General features: G+C 65.1%; 20 protein-coding genes and 1 pseudogene. 11 read left to right on the top strand and 10 right to left on the bottom strand.

What is annotated here, in order from left to right:
- Positions 1-28 precede the first annotated feature (28 nt).
- The 4 genes from A3Q40_RS16815 (at position 29) to A3Q40_RS20455 (ending at position 3,483) form a co-directional block, all read left to right on the top strand.
- The gene (locus A3Q40_RS16815; RefSeq protein WP_157889659.1) at positions 29-1,171 is read left to right on the top strand and encodes a site-specific integrase; all 1,143 of its coding nucleotides are present in this window, start codon (positions 29-31) and stop codon (positions 1,169-1,171) included.
- Positions 1,172-1,488: 317 nt separating this feature from the next.
- Complete coding sequence (locus tag A3Q40_RS21080) at positions 1,489-1,995, top strand: GNAT family N-acetyltransferase (RefSeq protein ID WP_335340809.1); 507 nt, start codon at positions 1,489-1,491, stop codon at positions 1,993-1,995.
- On the top strand, positions 1,992-2,363 hold the full coding sequence (locus A3Q40_RS20460) for a hypothetical protein (RefSeq protein ID WP_157889658.1): 372 nt from the start codon (positions 1,992-1,994) through the stop codon (positions 2,361-2,363). Before A3Q40_RS21080 ends, A3Q40_RS20460 begins: the two co-directional genes overlap by 4 nt.
- A gap of 25 nt (positions 2,364-2,388) precedes the next feature.
- Positions 2,389-3,483, top strand: coding sequence for a hypothetical protein (locus A3Q40_RS20455; protein WP_157889657.1), 1,095 nt, complete (start codon positions 2,389-2,391; stop codon positions 3,481-3,483).
- A gap of 312 nt (positions 3,484-3,795) precedes the next feature.
- Here A3Q40_RS20455 and A3Q40_RS16800 read toward each other — a convergent pair whose 3' ends face one another.
- The 3 genes from A3Q40_RS16800 to A3Q40_RS16790 all read right to left on the bottom strand — a co-directional run bounded on the left by A3Q40_RS16800 (position 3,796) and on the right by A3Q40_RS16790 (position 6,932).
- Complete coding sequence (locus A3Q40_RS16800; RefSeq protein WP_068103926.1) at positions 3,796-4,956, bottom strand: epoxide hydrolase family protein; 1,161 nt, start codon at positions 4,954-4,956, stop codon at positions 3,796-3,798.
- Between the two features lie 65 nt (positions 4,957-5,021).
- A complete protein-coding gene (locus A3Q40_RS16795; RefSeq protein WP_068103924.1) occupies positions 5,022-5,603 on the bottom strand; it encodes a helix-turn-helix domain-containing protein in 582 nt (193 codons plus the stop codon).
- A 279-nt stretch (positions 5,604-5,882) separates the two neighbouring features.
- The gene (locus A3Q40_RS16790) at positions 5,883-6,932 is read right to left on the bottom strand and encodes an alpha/beta fold hydrolase (protein WP_235606340.1); all 1,050 of its coding nucleotides are present in this window, start codon (positions 6,930-6,932) and stop codon (positions 5,883-5,885) included.
- Positions 6,933-7,061: 129 nt separating this feature from the next.
- Here A3Q40_RS16790 and A3Q40_RS16785 point away from each other — a divergent pair, with 129 nt between their 5' ends.
- The 3 genes from A3Q40_RS16785 (at position 7,062) to A3Q40_RS20640 (ending at position 9,577) form a co-directional block, all read left to right on the top strand.
- A complete protein-coding gene (locus A3Q40_RS16785; protein WP_157889656.1) occupies positions 7,062-7,226 on the top strand; it encodes a hypothetical protein in 165 nt (54 codons plus the stop codon).
- A 225-nt stretch (positions 7,227-7,451) separates the two neighbouring features.
- On the top strand, positions 7,452-8,075 hold the full coding sequence (locus tag A3Q40_RS16780; protein WP_068103920.1) for a hypothetical protein: 624 nt from the start codon (positions 7,452-7,454) through the stop codon (positions 8,073-8,075).
- A 308-nt stretch (positions 8,076-8,383) separates the two neighbouring features.
- Complete coding sequence (locus A3Q40_RS20640) at positions 8,384-9,577, top strand: hypothetical protein (RefSeq protein ID WP_201132880.1); 1,194 nt, start codon at positions 8,384-8,386, stop codon at positions 9,575-9,577.
- Positions 9,578-9,700: 123 nt separating this feature from the next.
- On the opposite strand, the gene A3Q40_RS16770 is transcribed toward A3Q40_RS20640, so the two are convergent.
- Positions 9,701-10,639, bottom strand: a complete 939-nt coding sequence (locus A3Q40_RS16770) for a hypothetical protein (protein WP_068103918.1) — start codon at positions 10,637-10,639, stop codon at positions 9,701-9,703.
- Between the two features lie 350 nt (positions 10,640-10,989).
- Here A3Q40_RS16770 and A3Q40_RS20450 point away from each other — a divergent pair, with 350 nt between their 5' ends.
- Positions 10,990-11,979: a hypothetical protein gene (locus A3Q40_RS20450; RefSeq protein WP_068103916.1), complete on the top strand. Its 990-nt coding sequence runs from the start codon at positions 10,990-10,992 to the stop codon at positions 11,977-11,979.
- Positions 11,980-12,291: 312 nt separating this feature from the next.
- On the opposite strand, the gene A3Q40_RS16760 is transcribed toward A3Q40_RS20450, so the two are convergent.
- Positions 12,292-12,726, bottom strand: a complete 435-nt coding sequence (locus tag A3Q40_RS16760) for a hypothetical protein (protein ID WP_068103914.1) — start codon at positions 12,724-12,726, stop codon at positions 12,292-12,294.
- A gap of 206 nt (positions 12,727-12,932) precedes the next feature.
- Between A3Q40_RS16760 and A3Q40_RS16755 the strand changes: the two genes are divergently transcribed.
- The gene (locus A3Q40_RS16755; protein ID WP_068103912.1) at positions 12,933-13,496 is read left to right on the top strand and encodes a recombinase family protein; all 564 of its coding nucleotides are present in this window, start codon (positions 12,933-12,935) and stop codon (positions 13,494-13,496) included.
- Positions 13,497-13,545: 49 nt separating this feature from the next.
- Here A3Q40_RS16755 and A3Q40_RS16750 read toward each other — a convergent pair whose 3' ends face one another.
- Positions 13,546-14,349, bottom strand: coding sequence for an SMI1/KNR4 family protein (locus A3Q40_RS16750; RefSeq protein WP_235606339.1), 804 nt, complete (start codon positions 14,347-14,349; stop codon positions 13,546-13,548).
- A 404-nt stretch (positions 14,350-14,753) separates the two neighbouring features.
- Here A3Q40_RS16750 and A3Q40_RS16745 point away from each other — a divergent pair, with 404 nt between their 5' ends.
- Entirely contained in the window at positions 14,754-15,155 is a 402-nt protein-coding gene (locus A3Q40_RS16745) for a hypothetical protein (RefSeq protein WP_068103908.1), read from the top strand.
- A gap of 872 nt (positions 15,156-16,027) precedes the next feature.
- On the opposite strand, the gene A3Q40_RS16740 is transcribed toward A3Q40_RS16745, so the two are convergent.
- From A3Q40_RS16740 to A3Q40_RS16730, 3 genes are all read right to left on the bottom strand, one after another.
- Positions 16,028-16,771: a hypothetical protein gene (locus tag A3Q40_RS16740; protein WP_157889655.1), complete on the bottom strand. Its 744-nt coding sequence runs from the start codon at positions 16,769-16,771 to the stop codon at positions 16,028-16,030.
- An 81-nt stretch (positions 16,772-16,852) separates the two neighbouring features.
- Positions 16,853-17,854 carry a cell division protein ZapE gene (zapE, locus tag A3Q40_RS16735; protein WP_235606338.1) on the bottom strand — a complete coding sequence of 334 codons (1,002 nt, stop codon included), beginning with the start codon at positions 17,852-17,854 and terminating at the stop codon, positions 16,853-16,855.
- Between the two features lie 435 nt (positions 17,855-18,289).
- Entirely contained in the window at positions 18,290-18,772 is a 483-nt protein-coding gene (locus tag A3Q40_RS16730; RefSeq protein WP_201132877.1) for a hypothetical protein, read from the bottom strand.
- A gap of 297 nt (positions 18,773-19,069) precedes the next feature.
- Between A3Q40_RS16730 and A3Q40_RS16725 the strand changes: the two genes are divergently transcribed.
- The gene (locus A3Q40_RS16725) at positions 19,070-19,654 is read left to right on the top strand and encodes a recombinase family protein (RefSeq protein ID WP_068103902.1); all 585 of its coding nucleotides are present in this window, start codon (positions 19,070-19,072) and stop codon (positions 19,652-19,654) included.
- Positions 19,655-19,705: 51 nt separating this feature from the next.
- Here the strand turns inward: A3Q40_RS16725 and A3Q40_RS20945 are convergent.
- Positions 19,706-20,071 (bottom strand): annotated as a pseudogene (locus tag A3Q40_RS20945) (hypothetical protein); the annotation flags it as partial.
- Positions 20,072-20,127: the final 56 nt, after the last annotated feature.

The raw sequence follows: 20,127 nt of genomic DNA, 5'->3' as shown, positions 1-20,127 counted from the left end.
GGACTTTCGACCAGCCGAACCGGCCCCGGTGACACCTCTCGCGACTGTTTCGGGTCCCTCCGAGGGCGCGGCAGAGCCGGCGATACCCCCTGCGGTCGCTGCGCGCATCGCTGGCGCGGTCGAATCGTCCCAGTCGGCCGGGACCCGCCGCGCCTACGGATCCGGGTGGCGCCGTTTCACCGAGTGGTGCGCCCTCAACGGGCACGTTGCGCTGCCGGCGCACCCCGTCACTGTCGCCGCGTACCTCGTCGACGCTGCGGACACCGTCACCGCGGTGGGGGAGAAAGAGTACGCAGCCAGCACTTTGTCGGCCTGGTTGGCGGCTCTCAATTACTACCACCGCACCGCCGGGTACCCGCCGCCGTCGGCCCATGAACTCGTCGCCGCCACGCTCGCCGGCATCCGCCGCGACTACGCCGCCGCTGGCGACCGACCTCGTGCCCAGCGGGCGCCCTTGCTCGTATCCGACATACGGCACCTCGTCGATACCGCCCGCTTTCAGTGCGGCGGTTGGGCCGACGATGTGCTGGAGCGCCGCGACACCGCGTTGCTGCTGCTGGGGTTCGCCGGAGCGTTTCGCCGCTCCGAACTCGCCGACCTCGAATGCCGCGACGTCACACTGCATCGCGAGGACGGTCTGCACATCCGACTGCGTAAAACGAAGACCGACCAGGAAGGCCGCGGTGTCGTCCGGGCGCTACCCGCCACCGACTCACACACCACCTGCCCACCGTGTGCGTACGTGCGGTGGGTGCAGGTTGTGTCAGCGTTTGACGCCGGCGGCCGCCTTTCCGTCATCCGGCTACTGCGCGGCCGCGACCCGTTCGACGAGCATGTGTGCCGCGGGGGAGTGCCTCGCACCGCGGCACGCGCACCGCTGTTCCGAGCTATCGCGAAGAATGGCAACCTCGGCATCACGCCCCTGTCCGGGGCTGCGATCCACAAGACCATCCGACGCCGTGCCGAACGCGCCAACTACGACGCCGACCTCGTCGCTCAGCTCGGTGGACATTCACTGCGAGCCGGCTTTGTGACACAAGCGTTCCGCAACGGCGCCGACGCCCACGCCATCATGCGCCAGACCGGCCACACCACACCCGCCATGCTCGAACGCTACGCACGGGAGCATGCACCCCTGATGAGGAACGCCGTCATTGAAATTGGATTATGACGTCGTTAGGGTAGCCCGGCAGCTCTCCAGTGCCAGGTGTTGGCCGGTCTAGCAGCTCGAACTGTTCGTCGAGTCCCCCGATGACCGACGAATCGTTCCGGTGCAGACCTGCTACAGGTTCAGATAGATGCTGGCCGCGTTGCGCCTCAAACCAGACAGTCTGACTTTGAGGCGTTGTGTGAGCTACGCCAAGCCGCGGGGCAGCCGCAGCTCGGACACGCGGCGCAACCGTGCAATGCCGGGTTCTTGTCCTGGTGCAGCGCTACTCTGGTGCCCACGGTTAGGTTCGTCGCGGCGGGAGGAAGGACGCACTGTTGATGCGTACTCGTCGATCGCAGGGCCTCCCTGCTCGGCTAGGGCAACCCGCAACGCGTAGCCTCAGTCGCGACGATCTACCGCGCACGCGCGACTTGCTAGCGGTGTTGCCTGAGCTGTACCCGCACGGCGATGCATGGTTAGAGCGTCGTCTGGACGACGCATTAGCGGGTAGGGCTCGCTGCACTCTCGTTGAGGTCGACAACGCGGTGGCGGGCGTCGCTATCGAAACGCCGAAGGGGTCCGGGCGGCTCAAGCTCAGTACATTCTTGATCGCAGACGAGTTCCGTAATTGCGGGCTGGGCGGAACCTTCATTCGCGCCCTCCACGACCGCTGGGTGCTTGAGCGGGTCCAGCAGGTCCATGTCACGGTGGCTGAGAACAACCACGATCAGCTCAATCGAGCTCTCCGTCCGGTCGGGTTTCTTACTGTGGCCCATGAATGGCATCGGTATGGCCCGGAGCGCAGCGAGTACGTCATGACCTGCCTGCCAACGGAGCTGCATTGAGCGCAGTGATGTCGATTCGGACTTGGCACGCGGACCGTATCTACGCAGGATGCAAACGGTTTGAATTCCGCCGTCGACGTCCGCGGTTTGGTTCGGGCCTTAAGGTGTACATTTATGAGCCGGCACCTGTGCAGGCGGTAACAGGTTATTTTTCGGTCGACAAAATTGTTGATGTTACCGGCGTTGATTTGCGCGAGCTGGAAGAAGACAGTGGGGAGCGTAGCTTCGTTCAATCCTATCTACTTGGAGCAAGCCGCCCTACTGCGATTGGCATTGCTCAACCATGGCGTCTCGATCGCCCACTTTTGTTGCAATCGCTTGGAGTGAAGTCCGCACCGCAATCCTACGTCTTTACTGCGTCGAAGTAGAGACGCAGTGGGGTACTTTGCAGTCTTGGATCCGAGTAACGCTAACTTTGCCATCACCCAATGTCATATCAACATCTGGGTGCTGCGCTCATTCCTTCCCGGTCGGCGGCTCCTTTACTTCGACTTAGGCCTGGAAATTTCGGCTAATGGTTCGCAGTCGGTCGACGCTGTGGATCTTCTCCTCCCGTTTAAGGTCGAAGATGGCTACCGAGGCGACCATTTTCAGGGCTGTATGGACCTGCACGACACGCTGCTGCACCCCGAGACGGCGGAGCTCATATTCGGTGAACCGGTAAACATCTCGGGTACGAACCCAGACCACACGCTGAGGCTCACGTCCGGCGCCGAGTTTCAACTTCGTCATGTCGATACCGCAAACGTGACTGCGATCAATCAATCGGACCAACTTCACCGCTCATCCCACTACCGCGTTCCGCTGGCATCTCCAGTGTTGCCGGGTTCTAAGGTTTATGTGCGGTTCCGACTGCGTGTTTTTGCTAACAGGCCGCTGCTGACCCCGCGGAGTCCGTTTGGCGGGGTCATCCTGGATTTCCGAATCGCTGATGTACGTGAAAGTCGAAATCGTGCTCGTGAGGTAACTCTTCGTAGTCAGATCGTACCAATTGAGAAAGTAAATTTCTTCGCCATGTTGCCCGACCAGTACCAACTGCTGACGGCCAGCCCCGAGACGCGCAATATGCGCATTCTGGAGACCCGGGCATGGAGTAATTACCTCCAGCGTGTTGCCTACATGCACCCGGCGAACGTTCAGTTGGTGTACTACTGGCGCAGCGAACCGAATATTTCACCAGACAACCCGTTTCGGGTTTTTGCCACCTATGACCGCCACCTGAACAAGGCAAAAATCATGTTCTGGTCGATCATAGCGTTATTGCTTGCTGCAGCTCTGGCGCGTTCGGGGTGGATCTCGGTAGTAACCGCTGAGCACGTGCGGTCAATTGGGAAATTTGCGGTGTCTTTCTTCGGCCTGGCCACTGTCGCCGGCATAATCGCCGGCATCCGGTGGCTTATCGGTGTCGCTATGAATCGTCTCGAGAAGCCTCGCATGCGGGTTCGATGGTTGGAGCGACTGCTCCTCGGGCGGCGACCGGGTCCATAGCTGTAGGTGAGCTATCAGTGACTACTGGGATTGACGGCGACGTGAACGCAGCCGTGGCTTAGGTGCGTCTCGGATCGCACCCTGTGTTTGATTGCCGTCCTCGGCTTGATGGGAACGTGTTGAAGGGCCCAAGTAGGTTGGTGCGTTAACAAGCCTTCTGGGTGGGCACACACGAGTTCGACGAACCAGAACGAGGGGCAACGATCAGGGCGACTGCATTGGACCTGGTAGATGCTGCTGCTGCAAAGTCGCCTTCTTGGTCGACGGGATTGGCGGCGACCGGTGACGACGAACAGTTGCGGAGTAGCCCAATCAGCCGAGGTCCGCCAGGAACGCGGCGATGTCCGCGGCGAGCTGGTCGGGATGTTCGAGAGCAGCGAAGTGTCCGCCTTCGGGCATGATCGTGAAGCGCTGCAGGGTGGGGAATGCTCGGGCGGCGTACTCGCGCGGGGGCACATGGATGTCGGCGGGAAAGATCGCCACGGCTACCGGCTGCCGCACGGCCGCGGTCCACGTCGATTCCGAACTCCATTCGACCTCCTCGTCGGACTCGGTTAATCCCGAGTACCACCGCATGCCGGAGTGCTCGGTGCGGGTGAACCAGGTCAGGCAGACCTGGGTGAGGATTTCGTCCCACCCGACCGGGGTGTCGGTCCAGGCAAGGTATTTTTCGGCCCACCAGGCGGCGAGTCCGAGCGGTGAGTCTGCCAGGGCTAGTGCGAGTGTGGTGGTCTGCGTCGATTGCACGGCGACGTAGGCGGCCTGGTCGGCCCAGGCGTCGGCCGTTTCGTAGAACGCCGATTCGGCCGGGGTCGCGTCGGTGCGGTCCGCGGCGAAGTAGTGCCGCCAGGGCACGTCTTGCAGGTGTACGGCGGTCACCACGTCAGGGTGGTCGATTGCCAGCGCCTCGGCCACGGCGCTGCCCCAGTCGCCGCCGTGCACTGCGTACCGGGTCACCCCGAGTTCGACGAGCGCGGCCGCGATCGCTCCCGCAGCCGCTGCCACCGTAGCGGGGCCCGGAACTTGTTCGGAGAATCCCGAACCGGGAAGCGAAGGAACGTAGACGTCGTGACCGGCGGCGGTGAGAGGCGCGAGGAGGTGCCGAAAACGCAGGAAGGAATCGGGCCACCCGTGAAGCAAGACGATCGGCGCGGCGGCAGCAGTGACGGGCTTTCCGGTTGCCCGCACCACGTGTACTCGCTGGCCCGGGCGGCCCGTCGTGTGGGAGACGTCGACCAGCACGTGATCGAGCGTGGCGATCTTCTCTTCGACCTGGCGCCAGTCGAAGTGCTCGCGCCAGTAGGTCAGCATGTCGCGGGCGGCGGCGGTGCTGAAGCCGACTTCGTCGGTGCCGTCCCCGAGCACTCCGGGTAGGCGGGCTTGTCGGAGGCGAGCGGTCAGATCGTCCAGCTTTCGTTGCGGCACGCGCCATTCGAAGGGAGTCACGCGGTCGGTGGCAGCAGTCGTCGTCATGGCGGACACGATGCCGCCCGGCGTTGCCGTCGGTCTTGAACGAATCGGTCACCGGCCCGACGCGGTCAGGACATGGAGAACCCGTCACGTCCGGGCAGAGCCCCGGGAGTCGAGCCGGTGAGGATGCGGAGCTGTCGCGTCATGTGGGCTTGGTCTGCGTAACCCGCAGCGGCGGCGGCCTCCGCGGGGGACATGCCCTGCTGCAGCAGGGCGAACGCCCGACGGGCGCGGCGGATTTGCGCAACTTGTCCTCGACGGAGCCCCGTCGTCTGCGCGAATTGGCGTCGCACGGTCCGGTCGGACAGGTCGACCTCGGTGCCGTCGAGCACCGTGCGGACTGTCGGATCCAGCTCGAGTGCACCGGCGTCCGCCATGTGCTCTACGGCGGCGTCGAGTTCGTCGTGGCGGGGGACTGGGAGGCGAACCCCGCCCAGGGTGAACCACCACCGTTCCCCGACGATCTCGGTCAGGAGGTCGAGGTCCCCGTCGATGATGTCGCTCTTCACGACGCCGCGGCCGACGACGTGCGGCTCGAAGTCGACTCCCCACGACAGGTCCCCGGCGCGCACCGTCATCGGTCGCGGCCGCACGGACGGGCCTATCACCTGCGCATTGACCGCACCGTCGGGGTTCTCGGAGAAGACCAAACCCCAGTACTCTGCGCCGCCGGTCGTCCAGGTACCGTCGCGATCGGCCAGGACCCGCCAACAGGTTCTGATCAGACCGGAGGTCGACGGCCACTCCCGGTACCCAGGTGTGTCGTTCGCCGCGCAAAAGCTCGGTGTCACGTGAATCATCGAAACACGGACGAGCGCGTTCGGTATCGCACAATCCCGGTGCGTTGACGCCCGACAAACGGCTGTCGGTTGGCGTGTGGCCAGATGTTGAGCAGGGTGGTGTCGTCGGCCCGGCCCTGACCGCCGGACTCAAGGTGATGATCCGTCGATTGCCGACGCGATGAGGTCGATGAGGGATGCGGCGAGGTCGGCGGGGGCATCCTCGGCCATGTGATGGCCGGAGTCGATCCCCCCGCCGACGACGTGCGGGGCCCACGGTCGCCAAATGACAAGAGGATCGCCGTAGAGGTCTTCGAGGTCGTCGCGGGTGGACCAGAGCACTTGGGTCGGCATCGTCAGGGTGCGTTCCGCGGCTCGGTCGGCGCGCTCGTGGTCGGCGTCGATGGTGAGGCCGGCGCGGTAGTCCTCGAGCATGGCCCGAACGACGGCGGGATCGTGAATCGCAGCACGCCACTCTTGGTAGTTGTCCTCGCCCATCCGGTCTCGATCACCTCGGTACCAGCGTTCGGGGTCGGCGCCGATGGCCTGTTCGGGGAGTTCGGGCTGGGCGTAGAAGAACCAGTGCCACCATTTGGTCGCGAAGTCGCTCGTGATCCGGTCGAGGTGCTCGGTGATGGGGATGCAGTCGAGGAGACTCAGCGCGGCGACTCTGTCGGGGTGGTCGAGCGCCAGTCGGAGGGCGACGTAGCTGCCGCAGTCGTGACCGGCGAGCGCGAACCGGTCGTGCCCGAGGTGCGTCATTACCTGCACCATGTCGGCGGCCATGGCTCGTTTGGACTGGGCGCCGTGGTCCGGGGTCGGGGCGGGTCCGCGTGATCGCCCGTAGCCGCGGAGATCCGGGCACACCACCGTGTGGCCGGCCGCCACAAGAAGCGGTGCGACACGGTGCCACGTGGCCGAGGTGCGGGGGTGACCGTGCAGGAGAAGGACCGGGAACCCGCCTGCACCACCCGTCCTCGTCAGGATCGACGCGTCGTGGACGTCGATCACCGATTCGTCGAACCCGTCGAACATGTCCGCATTCTGGCGTGCGTTGGCCGGACGCGGGGTCGTCGTCGTTCGATTCGGGACGAGTCCGAGTTGGGCGAGGAAGTCGAGTCGGCCGAAGTGCAGGTGTTCGGACCGCAGGAACTTCGCGTCGAGGTCGACCAGGTAGGGGGCACTCCACCGGAACGTCACGGCTGAGCCGTAGCGGCGAAGGGGTCATCGGGTGCGACGAGCTCGGCGTCATCGGCCGGGGATCGGCGTCGAGTGTGCGGTCATCGAACGCGATCGACGTGGTCGTCGATCACGGCGCGGTCGTCGGTCATGGCGTACTCCGATACGGGTGGGCGTCGGTCGTCCGACGCGGCGGAAGACGAGGGCAAGGTGGGTGTCGACGCTCAACCGTCGAAGCAGGACGACCCTGCGACCGGGCACGGCAGCGGCGGCGTGGGGGCCCGGTCGTCCGTGATGATGAGCGGAAGGTCCTGAGACCCCGCGGTGTTCGCGGCGGTGAGCGCAGCGGCAAACTGCATCGACAGCGGTGGGTACCGGTGACGCGGCCGTCCGCGGAGATGATCAGGCCCGCTGGTATCGACCCGGCGCTGACAGTGACGGTGGGTGTCGGCCAGTAGGTTCGCCACGACTCGTGTTGGTGACGTCCCAGCGGCGCTGCTGCCGCTGCACTCGGTGACAGCCCGGCCCTAGCCTCGGAGGATGATCTTCTACGCGAGCACACCCGCGATGCGCACCCGTCAGATAGTCGTAGATGTCGTGGTCTTGCTGTGGGTCGTCCTCTGGATCCGAGTCGGAATGCGTCTCCACGACGCCCCTCAGCTCTTCGCAGAGCCCGGTCGACGTATCGCCGACGCCGGAACGTCGTTGTCGTCGAACCTCCGTCAAGCGGGTGACACCGTCGCGGGCATTCCGCTCGTCGGCGATCGAGTGCGGGATCCTTTCGACCGCGCGAGCGGTGCCGGAACAACCCTTCGCGATGCAGGGCTGACGCAGATCGCTGCGGTCGAGACCGTCGCGACAGGGCTGTCGGTGATCGTGGCGGCCGTTCCGATTTCGATCGTGATGCTGGTGTGGTTGCGGAGCCGTCTCCGATTCGTGCGGCGCGCGAGGGAAGTTGCCGAGTTGTCGGCCACCTCGCCAGGTGTCGAGGATCTGTTGGCGTTACGGGCGCTGACGTTGCGTCGACCGACCGACGTGATCGCCGCGTGCCCTAATGCGGCGGGACGGTGGCGCGCCGGCGACGTGACCGCGATACACGAGCTCGCGGAGCTGGAACTGCGCGCCGTGGGACTGACGGGTGTGCGTAGCGGGCCACCGACCTGACCTGTGATGCTGCTGATCGAACCACTGGACGTCGACAGGCGGGTCGTGGTTGGCGGTCATCAACAGCGCGCTACGGGCGCGACCACCCTCGGCGTCGCCCGACCGGATGCTCCTCAGCGGAGGTCGTAACCAGCACGAGTTCGATGAGCGGAACGTTCACTGAGCATCCGGCGCACTTGGCTGACTGTAATGCTGCGGCATTCTAGCCCTCGGCGGTCATTCCCCACCTTCGCTCATCTTGAGCGCAGACCCGAAAGACCGGGCATGACCCGCAGCATGAATACGCGCGACATGGCAGCGTGCACCCCATGACTGAACCAGGAGTTGTTCCGTCCCTGTCCTACAAGGTGGTCCTTGCGATGGACCACGGCCAGTTCCTGCTGCGCGGCGGGCTGGGCGACATCGACGACGAGTACCCGCTGCTGGAGCAAGCCCTGTCAGCTCAGCCGAACGCAGGCGACGGAACGACGATGGTGGTTCTGAGCCCACACCAGAACAACTTCGAGATGCCCATCGACATCGAAGTGTTCACCACCCGCCCACCGGACGATGCCGACGACTGGGAGCAGGTGTGCGAGGACATTCTGCGCATCGGACCGGAGGGGATTCTCGAGATCGAATCGACCACGATGTCTCCCGGCGAGGTCCACGTAGAGCCGGGGGAGTATCTGGTGCAGGTCGCGGGTCGAGGGTTCGTCAACTACGGATGGCCCGGCACCACCACCCCGGACGACGTGTGGCGGATCCGTCTGTTCCCCACCGACGGCACCGGCCCACGACCGGCCGTCCGGTGGGACATGCCCGGGTACGGAATCCCCGAAAACGCAGAACCGGCTCCGGAACCCGCTCGGACGCAGGACGACGAGCCCCGATGGATCACCGTTCTCCACGAGGACGGGTCGCACCGGATGGTTGCACGAAGCGAACTCGAAGAGCGCGCGTCCCAACATCTGCTCGACGAGTGGGGCGGCGGACCGCCGATCGAGAAGGTCACCCGATACAACGGTGGGCAATTGCTGACCAAGTTCGACCGCCCGCTCGTGGAAGCAATACTCGAGACCGATCACCACGTTGCACGTCTGGTCGCGGTGTACGCCGCGGCCCGCGCCTGCGAGTTCGCGGGCCTGGCAGACCTTCCGTGGGTGCGGCCGGCGCTCGACGCGTTGGGCAACAACACTGCTCTGCCGGCACCGTTCGCCGACCCGTCGCAGATGGGAGATGCGTTCGCGCGACTGGAATCTCCCGATGCCGTGGCGACCACCTCGGTGACGATCACTACCAGCCACCGTGCCGCGTCGGACTACCCGTTCGGCGCCAACAACGAACCCCGCTACATGACGATTCCTGCCTTGTACTCCGCCCAGGACCTCGACCCTTGGAAGGCCGCCATCGAGACGGTGATGCACGCGTCCTGCGCCTACGGCTCGCGCGCTGCTGAGTTGCACACGGCGATCAAGCGTGACCTACCGGAGATGTATCGCGCATCGCGCGGTGAATGGTAGGGCGGTCGCCCGGGCTACGAGTGAGCGGTACTGGCCGAAGCCTGACCGTTTTGCCGGGGCGGGCTGCTGCGAAAACGTCACGGCCACAGAGGGCTTCCACCGTGTGGCAGAAAGCGTAACCGGTCAGCTGCCGAACGGTGTTCCGGGAATGCACGCAGCAGCGCACGGCGCCTGGGCCGTGGTGAGCACACTGATGGAGGCCGCCTCGCCGTTACCGATGTACGCGGTCGTGGTGCTCGGGGAGCTGATGGCGCCACCCGGTCGGGCACCGACCGTCACCGACTGCCGGGAGGTGGTGTCGGCGGTGGAAATCACCGCGGTGGTGTCGGAGTCGGATTGGTTGACGAACAACGTCGACCCATCGCCCGTGACAGCAACACCGGTGAGGGTTCCACCGCCGACGGTGATCGTGTCGACGACGGTGTCGGTGGAGGCATCGATCACGTCCACCGACGAACTCTGACCATCGACGACGTACACGCGGCCGGCCGCTGCGGCGATGCCCGCGGGCGTGCCGCCGACGGTGATCGTGGCCGACACGGTGTCAGTGGCGGAATCGATGACGGACACCGTGCCCGAACCGGCGTTGCTCACGTAGACCGTACCGTCCAGCGCGGCGGCGAGGATGGGGAAGGTTCCCACAGGGACGGACGTGCGGACGGTGTTGGTGGCCGCGTCGATCACGGAGATCGAACCGCTGCTGGGTTGCGTGACGTAGACGGCAGAGCCGGCGGCAGCCATCCCCAGCGCGCTGGCATCGGCACCGACGGTAGCTGTCACCGTGAGGCTGGACGGGTCGATCACCGACACGGTTCCATCGGTGCTCACCACGTACACCGACCCGTTCGGTGTGACGGCGATGCCGGTGTTGCCGAACGGGACGTCGACGGAAGCGATGACCGTGTTGCTGGCGGTGTCGATGACATCGACTCCGTCGTTCACGCTGACATAAAGGCGCGACCCGTCGGGACTGAACGCGAACTGGTTCGGTGACGACCCGACCGAGATGCTTCCGGTGTTGCTCCATTGCGCGGTCGGTGCCGCAGCGGCGACCGGTGTCATTGCGACCGCGACGGCGATGACCGCGCACGCCGGGGCCGAAGCACGGGTGAGCCGGCGACCGACAGGGCTCAGGAAGGGAATGCGCGGTTGGATCGAAATTGTCACGGCTGCAACGTCCTCCGGCTAGGTAAAGAGCGAGTCAACTACTGCGTCCAACCTAATGCCCCGACGACACGTTCGCGAGACTAAGGACAGGAAAGGTCCGGCTACTCGTTCTCGGTCGCATTCCGGGCGGAAGCCCTACTCTGCTTCGAACGGCAGCCACTGTCGACGGAAATGTCGAACATCCGCGATGAGCGGCTCTCGCCCTTCCGCCTGCATGTCGGGTCTCGCGAACTAACGTGCAGCGCATGGAACGACCCCACCAGGTACCGCCCGGTTACCGGTACGAGTGGGCGTTGTTCGCTGACTGGTGCGCAGCCGCGGAGACCGTGCCCTTGCCCGCGTCACCGGAGACGCTCGCCGCGTTCCTCGACGACAATCCGGCCGGCGACGAGACCCTGCGGCGGCGCGTCGCCGCCATCAATCGCGCCCACCGAAACGCCGGCGAGTCCGAGCCGGGAACGGTGACCGCCATCAGACTGCGCCTCGACCGTGCCCGTTCTCATCGTGTCGCTCGGCGCCGCATCGCAGCAGCGTCGATCGTTCCGGCGCTACCGACCATCGGGTGGCCGGCCGGGTTGTTCGGCCGGCGCGATGCGCTCGTCCTCGTGCTGTATGCGTTGGGACTCGGGCCGCGCGACATCGCCGCGCTCGACCGACGAGACATCGAGGCATGCGGCGATGGGCTGCGAATCCATGGTCGACACCAGCTCGACACCACCGAGCTCTCCGAGGTCGATTCTGGGGCGTCTGCCCGTACCTGGACGCTGTGGCAGCAGGTGTTGGACGTGGCCGATCGCTCTGCATCGACGCGGGTGCTCGAAGATCTTCTGCGGACCGGACATGTCCCAGTGCCGTATGTGGGCGCTGCGGCCCGTCGCGGACCGGTAGTGGTGCCCATTGACCGGTGGGGTGCAGTTCCGTTCCCACTGACTGCCATGAGCGCACCGTCCGTCGCGGCCGTCATCGCCGCGCACCTGAATGGGACAGCGCCGCGACACCCCACCCGACCGGAGCGGGTCTCGCGCGGCGGCGACGCGCGTACAGCACCGCCCGGCACAGAACACTACGAGGCACCGAGGCTCGATCACGGCTATTACGACGCCGGAACAGCCGCACGACGAGACGCGGCCGTCGCAATGACCGAAGTCGACGACATCTTCGACGACATCGACATCCGCACCGAGCAGCTGCTGCGTTGCACGATGGATCTGCTCGAGACGTTCCAGACGTTGTAACAGCCGCCGCTGGTGCCGCCCGCTTGATAGCACGCAAGGAGATTCACGAATCCGGTGTGCCCCCCGATGCAGGATCGACCGACGTCCCATCAGGAGGCGTGCTGCCCCGCGCCGCCCTCGACCGATCGCGGACACTCACCGCCCGTACGCCACCGTCGCCGCATCAGCGAATGGATGGATAAGCACGACGTATACGGCGCTTGCCCAGATTGCTAGCTAGCTGACCTAGCTTGCTAGGGCATGCGACTGCTATGTCACAAACGATGGTTTGTGGCACCTGCCGCTCGCTCAGTGTCGAGGCGAGGGCTCTCATCAGTTCGACGCGCCTGCGTTCTTCCTGTTCACCCAGAATCGGACAGAGCCCCCGGCAATACTCGCGACCGCACCGAGGGTGAGTCCAATCAGTACCGCGGAGCCCGGAACGAGGCCGACGATGCCCGCGACCAGCGCCGCCCACGCCAGGACGACCGCAGCCGTGTCGAGCCGGGCCGCGAGTACCGGGCCGTTCCTACGGCGATGCGATGACATGAGCTTGAGGTACAACCCATACGAGGAGTAGGCGGTGGCATAGGTTCCAGCAACGAACGCAACAGCGACCAGTGCTATCCCACCAAAGGTGTGGTCGAGCGTCTCGCCCCTGACTACGGAAAGGGTTGCACCCACAATCGGGACGACCAGCGCCATCCCGAAGATGAGAAGAACGGCCAAGCCCAGTACCGAATCCTTAGACGACGAGATCCACGACATATCCGGCATGATATTCGACTTGATGGTTTGTTTTTAGCCATCGGCTGAAGACCTGTGGCCTGCGACTAAAACGAACGTTTCTGGCACCACCCCGCCGCTCGTTCGAGCCGTTCCGTCGACCAGGCGCGCGGCTGTGCCAAAAACGTGCGCTAAACCGAAGGTGTCAGAACCGGGCGTGTCGGTGAGTTGTGGCACCCTTCGGCCCTGTGGGCCACAAATACGGATACGCCAGGGTCTCGACCACCGACCAGACCCCCGCGCTGCAGAGCGACGCTCTCACGGCGTTCGGCTGCGCACGCATCTTCACCGACACCGCCAGCGGAGCCTCCACCACCCGCCCCGCCCTCGACGAGCTCCTGGCCGTCGTCCTACCCGGCGACACCGTCTGCGTCTGGCGACTCGACCGACTCGGCCGCAACCTCCCACACCTGATCGAACTCGTCACCGACCTCAAGAGCAGGGGAGTGGGGTTCGCCTCGGTCACCGAACAGATCGACACCACCACCGCCGGCGGAGAACTCATCTTCCACATCTTCGGTGCCCTCGCCTCCTTCGAGCGTCAGCTCCTCCGCGAGCGCACCGCCGCCGGCCTCGCCGCCGCCCGCGAACGCGGCAAGGTCGGCGGACGCCCCGCCGCCCTCACCCCGGCGAAGAAGAGGGAGGCCACCCGCATGCGCAACCAGGGCAGCACCGTCGGCGACATCGCCGACGTGCTCGGTGTCAGCAAACGAACCCTGTACCGGCACTTCCACCAGACAGCCCGCCCCTGACTCGGAGTTCGTACGTCCCCTGTGGACGTGCACCGACAGCGCCGATGTGTCAGCGTTCTTCGTCGACCTCGATCGTGTAGCCGCCTGGTGTGGCTTCGACGACGATGACCTCGTCGCCGACCCCCGTGACGAACGCGGTGAACACGCGCTCGTTGCCGAACGGTGGCAGGCTCCCCGTGCCGCTCATCGACACCCACCAGTTCATGTTGGCGCCCCGCAGGCGAGGAACGCGCTGATACACAGCGTGCGCGTCCTCGACGACCGACCCCGGATACAGGTCACGGGCTGCCTTCATCACCGCTGACCGCACAGCATCGAGATCCACGATGTCGTCGTCATCGGTCCACTCCGACGGCCGAAAGTCGATGGGTGCGAACGGCAGCCGCAGAAGTGTCGGCGGGGGCGCGGGCGGTGCCTGGGGTCGATTGGAGAGGTCGACCTCCCAGATGAGCGCGCCCTCCATCAGTCTCGGGACAACACCGTCGAACTCGGTTTCTGCTTCGACACTGAGCCGCGCAGCATCGATGTAGTCGGCCAACGACTCGTACTCCGGACCGCCCTCGTCGGCCGTGTCGTTCCCGAAGAATCGAACGCACCCCTGCCGTGGGCCGCTGCGGGTGTCGACGTAACAGAACCCGCCGGCACCGTCCTCGGCGATCGGCACGTACGCCGGAAGGAACATGTGGGACGTCTCGCCCGCCTCCTGGGTTGCGACCTCCGAGGGCCACTCATCGCCGAGATCATCGATGGGGAAGGGATTTGCGAGCTGGAACTCGTGCCGGTCGACGATCCCCTCGAACGTGAGCAGGACATAGTCCGGCAGAAGCGTTCCGACGTACCGTTCGGTGGGCACGTATTGGCCACTGTGGAGGGTGAAGAACTCCCGCAGTTCGTCCGACCACGGCGTCGTCGCCCGCTCCAGATCTCGACGCTCGACCTCGGATCGCGGCGGAAGAACCGACTGCGCCGTCGCAGGGAACCGATCGCGCAGCAGTGTCATGTACTCGGACCACACCTCGACGAGCGACATGGACGCACCGTAACGGTCGAACGACCATGCCGGGCGACATGCGACCCCAGCGGAACCGGCCCGACTCGTCGACGAGGCGGTGGGGCTGGCGCACTTCTCCACCGCCGCTGCTGCACCCGCGCCGCTAGCTGCAACACGAGTCGCAGGTTACGTTGACCTGCGAGGTGAGGGTGCATTCCAGCGCCTCACGCCGGATGCAGAGCAGACGATCTGGGAGAAGGGCACCTGTGACATCCACCGCGCTCATCCTGCTCGTCGTCACGCTCGCCACCGTTTCTCTCACCGCGGCCGCAGTTGCCGGCCTCCCCGCGTTCCGTGGGAACCGTGCCGCGCGACTGGCTGTTTGGTCCGGCATCGCCGGCAGCCTGATTGCCCTCGGCTTCTACCTCGTCCTGTTGTGGAATCCGATGCAGCTCGTTCGGTACGGCGACGACAAGACCCCCGACCCCAGTGGCGGCGTCACCGCCACCACTCTGGTCGGCACTGCAATGGCGGTGGTCATGGCCATCGCTATCCCGATCTACTTCCGCCCGCGCGAGCAGCGAATAAGCCGCCGCGAGCCCGCACCGAACCGCAACCGGTGGGACGACCCCGCCGAAGATGAACAGAGCTGGTCCCTGCGCAGTTGACGATCAGCACACGGGCTAGACCATGCCGCCGCGGTGAACCGCCGAAGGCAGGGCGCGCCTACTGCTGCCCTCGGCAGCGAGGGCTACGAGTTGCGCCTGCGGTGCAGCGCCACATGTACCGCCCCGCAGGCCGATCCGACGACAAGACCCATCGTCGGGAGAAGTACCGCAGGTGGCCCCAGTTCCCACCTCGGCGGCGCCCCGACCACGGTGTCGTCGAACGACGTCCCGGGGGGAGGCGGAGCGCCTGTATATGTGGGGTCGCTGACTGCTCTTACCGTAAGCTGCGGTGTCCACTGATCGGCGTAAAGCGCCCCGGCCACCCCTGTCAACAGCCCGGTGATCACCAATGCCGCTGCGACACCTGGCCGTCGCCGCTGTCCAGTGGCCGCCTGCGCGGCGAACCCGACCAATATGCCTAGGGCGACCCCGAGTGCGGGAAGAACCGCGACGCTGGGCCACCAACCCGGCCCGTCCACATATAGCTGATAGTCGAAGACCTGGATGTACCCGATGTCCGTAGGGGCCACGTCGGGCGGTGGCGGGTCGGCATCGAAGTACACCCGAGGTACTGCGAACCGCCACCCCAGGGCTGCGAGGAACCCCACCGCCAGGCCCACCGCGGCAGGTGCCAGCGCAGATCCACCGAGCGGCGAGGGACCCTCACGGCGGCCGGTGACACGGAACATCGAAACAACCTCACCCATAGAGAGTTGGCCCGAGACAGACGACTGGGGCCGTACCCGTCGATACGACCCCAGCAGTCTCATCCGAAGGCTATGCAGCCAGCGGGCGTTCGGGTAAGCATCTACCCGACCGGTGTCCGGATGTGAGAATGCTTTAGCACCGAACAGGGGGATTCTGTCAACGGTTCATTTAGACACGCAACCAGGAGAGGGCGACGAGGGGCGGGAGAGGCGTATCCGGGCAAGTGCGCAGACGCCGGTCACCCCAGCGACGATGAGCACAATGCTGCTGACGAGGCCAGCGAGGGCATTCGGCCACGGCACTGACCCATCCCACCGCAGAGTCCCCATGATCACCGGTTGCAGGACCGCGCCCGCGGGTGCGACCAACGCCGCTGCCATGCCTGCGCCTGTCGGCCGCCGTGCGGCGTGACCGATCAGGCCGAGGAATGGACCGAGTAGCACCGCCGCAGCGAACCACATCAAATTGTCTCCGGACCAGGTCGCAGCGCCTATCCATCCGGTGACGACGCCGGCGCCGTAGTGCACCACCAACGCCAGTGTCGGCGCCGCTGCGCCCGACACCACCGCCGCCCACCTGCTGCGCGCCCGATATCCGGCCGCCACCGACAGTGCTGCCCACACCGCTCCCGCATTGACGATGAGCGACAACGACCACCGGGCCGCCAACACCACATCGGCCTGCCCCGACAACTGCTCGTCCGACGTGATGTTCGACAGGAACGACACCGCCCCGACGGCCGCGGCGAGCGCGACGACGAGCAACCATCCCCGACCCACCGCATTTCGTCGCGGACTGTTCGCGGCCACCCCGGCACCGTCGGGGGTCACGAACACGCCGCCGCCCCCGTCGCCCCGCTCAGCCGGCCCCAAGGCCATCGATTCGTACTCAGCGCCCTGTTTCCGCATGCGCACATCATGACGCCTGATTCAGCCCCGGCGGTCACGCGGACAGCGTGTCCTGTTCGGCACTGGTCCACAGAGGCGCCTCTATGGCTGATGCGGGGGAGCGGACCGGTGGAGGGAATGAAGCCGACTGATGGTGCGATCTGGTCCTGTGAAGCTGCCGGCCCGCGAAAGGAAGTGTTCTGCGGTGGAGCAGGTGACGAGGTCGGTTCGCAACGATCGGTCGTAGAGGACGTCGACGACGTGGACGAAGCGTCGGGTGGGCTCCCGTTCCATGTCGGAAGGGTCGGGCACCCCGCTGATCACCCACCAGGTGAACACGTCGGCAACAGCGGCGTAGTCCGTTGGCGCGGTCGGTGTCGCGCATAGGTCTGCGAAGTCGAACCACACCTGGCCCCGTCGAGGTCGCGTCGCCAAGGCCCGAACGGGATGACCGTTCGGGGTGAGTACCACGGCCTCTGTCGGTTCGGGCCACACCAATCCCGCGGTTGCAGCATCGGCTACCGATGCTGCGTGTATCCAGCGTCCCGTAGCGAATCCGGTACGGTCTCTGCTGGATTCGACGGTGCGGTAGTCCACTCCGGTATCGACCTCGACGACCAGCATCGCCGACTCGATGAGGGCGATGGCGTCCGTGAACATGCTGTGGAACAACGGATTCGGCATCAACCCGCTGGGCGGCTGGTTGGACGTCACAATCAGTCGCACGGACCGAGCCAGGAGCGCATCGAGTAGGCGGCGGACGAAGAGGCCGTCGGCGGGGTCATCGACCTGAAACTCGTCGAAGCACACGACCGCGACGTCGCCGAGCATGTCGTCGAGGGCGTCGTCCAGGCGGTGACCGTGTCGGTGGAGCAGGGCATGAAGTGCTGCGAAGAACGTGTGGAAGTGCACTCTGGTCTTGTGTTCGGTGGGCAGCAGGTCGAAGTAGCAGTCCATCAGCCAGCTCTTGCCCCTCCCGACCGGGCCATAGAGGAACACCCCACTCGACCCGGAACTGCTCAGGGCATCGACGGCGGTGAGTTGCGACGCATCGAGCGGCATCCCCGCTTCGGCCGCCCGTTGACGTACGGCGGCGGGCTCCACCGTCAGATCGGTGGCGGATTGGGAGCGCCGCCGCGGCCATCGCATAGGGCTGAACCTAGAAGGTGTGCCGACCGAGCGGTACGAGCGATTGGTCACAGACCGCAGTGCGCCCGTCCCGATTGACGGTCGTCTATCGAGACACCCCGAAGGCTATCCGTTGTCAGTTTCAGAACTGGCCGTCATGACTTCCCTGGGGAACTACCTTCGATTGCAGTCGCCTTCTGGCATTTTTAGTGCAGAAGTGAACTCCACAATCGATCGCCGGAATTGAATTTTCAGAGACTGCGATAAACGCACACAAGCTCAACTTCGTTCAGGGGGTGTCTGGACCGCGCCAACCGAGTGCTGGGAGTGGGCACGGTTGCGGTTCGCGACGTCAAGCGCGGGCCGGTGGCTCGGTTATCGGACCAGCTAGCGGGCACCTCCGTGGTCGACTCAGGCGCCAAGTCGGTTGATGCCGTCGCCCTGTTCGAGCATGATTTTGCCACCCAAGAAAACTACTCCCGCAGCAATCGCACCACCCCCGAAGACCGCGACCTTTCCGAGGACGGTGTTGAGGAACTCCTTATTCTCACTGTCCTTCTGGGATACCTGCTTCCCGTTTTCTCGGATCAGTTCGATGATGAACTTTCGCTGATCCCAGGTGAGGTCATCCTTGTCGAGCTCACCCTTAAGGATCTCGCGGACATCTTCAAAAGCCTTGTATACCTGTTTCTGGCTCTTGTCATTCGACTTGAGCGTGGACTTGTGAGCCTTTTCTATCTCTTTCACCGTGTCCAGGGCGAATTCCTTGAAAGCTGGGAACTGTTCGATGATCTTGAGGGCCACCTCGGTGTCCATGTCGGGCATGAGAGCGGCAAACCGCAGCATCTTGTCCTTGGAGAGGTTCCTCCAGGACTCGATGTCGAGTTGCTTCATGACTTCGACTTCGCTGAGTCCCATGCCTTGCCCTATCTGTCGTACTGTCCGGTACTCCTCAGAGCCTAGCGAGCTGCGCTGACAGCTCAGTCGTACACAGACGAGTTCACTGAGCGGCCACCGGCCAGTCCTCGCCTGAGTCGCTCTCTGCGGGTTTGGGTGTGCGTTTTGACCGTCGTCTATCAAGACACCCCGAGGGCGAATCAGCCGCATCGCGGACCTGCGTGTCGGTGTCCTGGTAGATACTCCTGCAAGAAAATCCTGTTAGACGCCGCGATACGAGACAGAGGGCCGCAGATGGACGAAAACCTGATCGGGTACGCCCGATGCTCCACCCGCGGCCAAGACCTGCGAGCGCAGCGCACAGCCCTCAAGCGCCTCGGGGTCGCCGCCGTCAGCATCTACACCGACCGCGGCTACACCGGACGCAACCGCAGCCGACCCGGTCTCGCCGACGCCCTCGCCGCAGTGGGGGAGGGCGACACCCTCGTCGTGACCAAACTCGATCGCCTCGGCCGCTCGGTCACCGATCTGCACGCGATCGCCTCCGAGCTCGAAGCAAAAGGCGCCCGCCTGGCGTACGGCGGATCCACCCACGACCCGGCCGACCCCGCCGGCAAGTTGTTCTTCACCATGCTCGGTGCCATGGCGGAATTCGAGGCCGACCTCATCCGCGCCCGCACGCGTGAAGGCGTCGCGATCGCCAAGGCCGAGGGGCGCATGCTCGGCCGCACCCCGAAACTGTCCGCGCTGCAACGCCGGCGACTGCTGGCCGATTACGAGACGGGGGAGTACAGCACCGCGCAGCTGATGGAGATCTCCGGATTGAGTCGGTCCGCGATGTACGCCACTCTCGCCCGAGCAAGAGAGGAACGGGCGTAGAGACATCGCTCGTCGAGGTGGGTGTTCGCCGAGGGGGAACCCAGCTGGTTTGGTGGAACGACTTCCGGAGCCGAAAACCTTCCCGCCCTCCTTCCGGGAGAGCTCGCCGGCAGTGCGCTGATTGCCTCGGAGGTTGTAGATCCACAGGTGAGCGAACTTGTCGGCGAAGCTGAGTCGGACTCCGTCGGCGGTGTTGCCGTCGATCCATCCACCGTTGGAGACGAAGGCGACGATGCCGGTGTCGCCGACGCGGTCGGTGGCCCATCGGTAGGCGCGGTCGTAGGAGTCGTAGAGGCTGTTCTTGTTGGTGCCGGTGGAGCGGCCGGCGTAGGTCGCGGCGATACGGGCATCGAGGGTGGGGTAGCGGAGGTTGGCGTTGTCGTCGTTGGCGCTGTCCTGTCCAACCGAGTACGGGGGTTCCATGCATTGTTTGTCCGTGTTGTTGGCCGAAGCCCAATCCGTCGCTACTGGGG

The organism is Rhodococcus sp. PBTS 1, assembly GCF_001620025.1.
GTDB classification, from domain to species: domain Bacteria; phylum Actinomycetota; class Actinomycetes; order Mycobacteriales; family Mycobacteriaceae; genus Rhodococcoides; species Rhodococcoides kroppenstedtii.
This window is presented reverse-complemented; position numbering and strand designations above follow the sequence as displayed.